A 396-nucleotide genomic window follows, 5' to 3' on the forward strand; every position below is an offset into this window, starting at 1 on the left:
GTGCGATCTACACCACGTCCGAGCGCGACGCCACACTGGACCTTGACGACAGCGGCGTCGTTACGGTCTCGGCCGCCGCTGGTCAGGAAGTGACCGGTGAGACGAACGTCGCACCTGGCTCCGAGCTCGAAGTCGAGATGGAGTCCGAGAGCGACGCGAACCCGTTCGTCATCCGTCCGGAAATTGACGTCGCCACTGACGGTACGTACACCGCCACGGCCGACTTCAGCGACTACTCCGCTGGAACGAACTTCACCGTCCAGACGCTGGACGTCGACGGTGACTCCGACTTCAGCGACGAGGAAGACGGTCGCATCATCGAAGCCGACACGGCGACGGTGAGCATCAGCGATCAGGAGTCCGACGGTAGCGAAGTCGTCGTCGACAGCGCACAGC

1 protein-coding gene is annotated in these 396 nt (G+C 63.4%); it reads left to right on the plus strand.

The features are described 5' to 3' along the window. The coding region (locus IL252_RS17475) for a BGTF surface domain-containing protein (RefSeq protein ID WP_342766468.1) at nt 1–396 on the plus strand (396 nt) is incomplete at both ends.

The sequence above is a fragment of the Halomicrobium sp. IBSBa genome (assembly GCF_017612575.1).
In the GTDB taxonomy this organism is placed as follows: Archaea; Halobacteriota; Halobacteria; order Halobacteriales; family Haloarculaceae; genus Halomicrobium.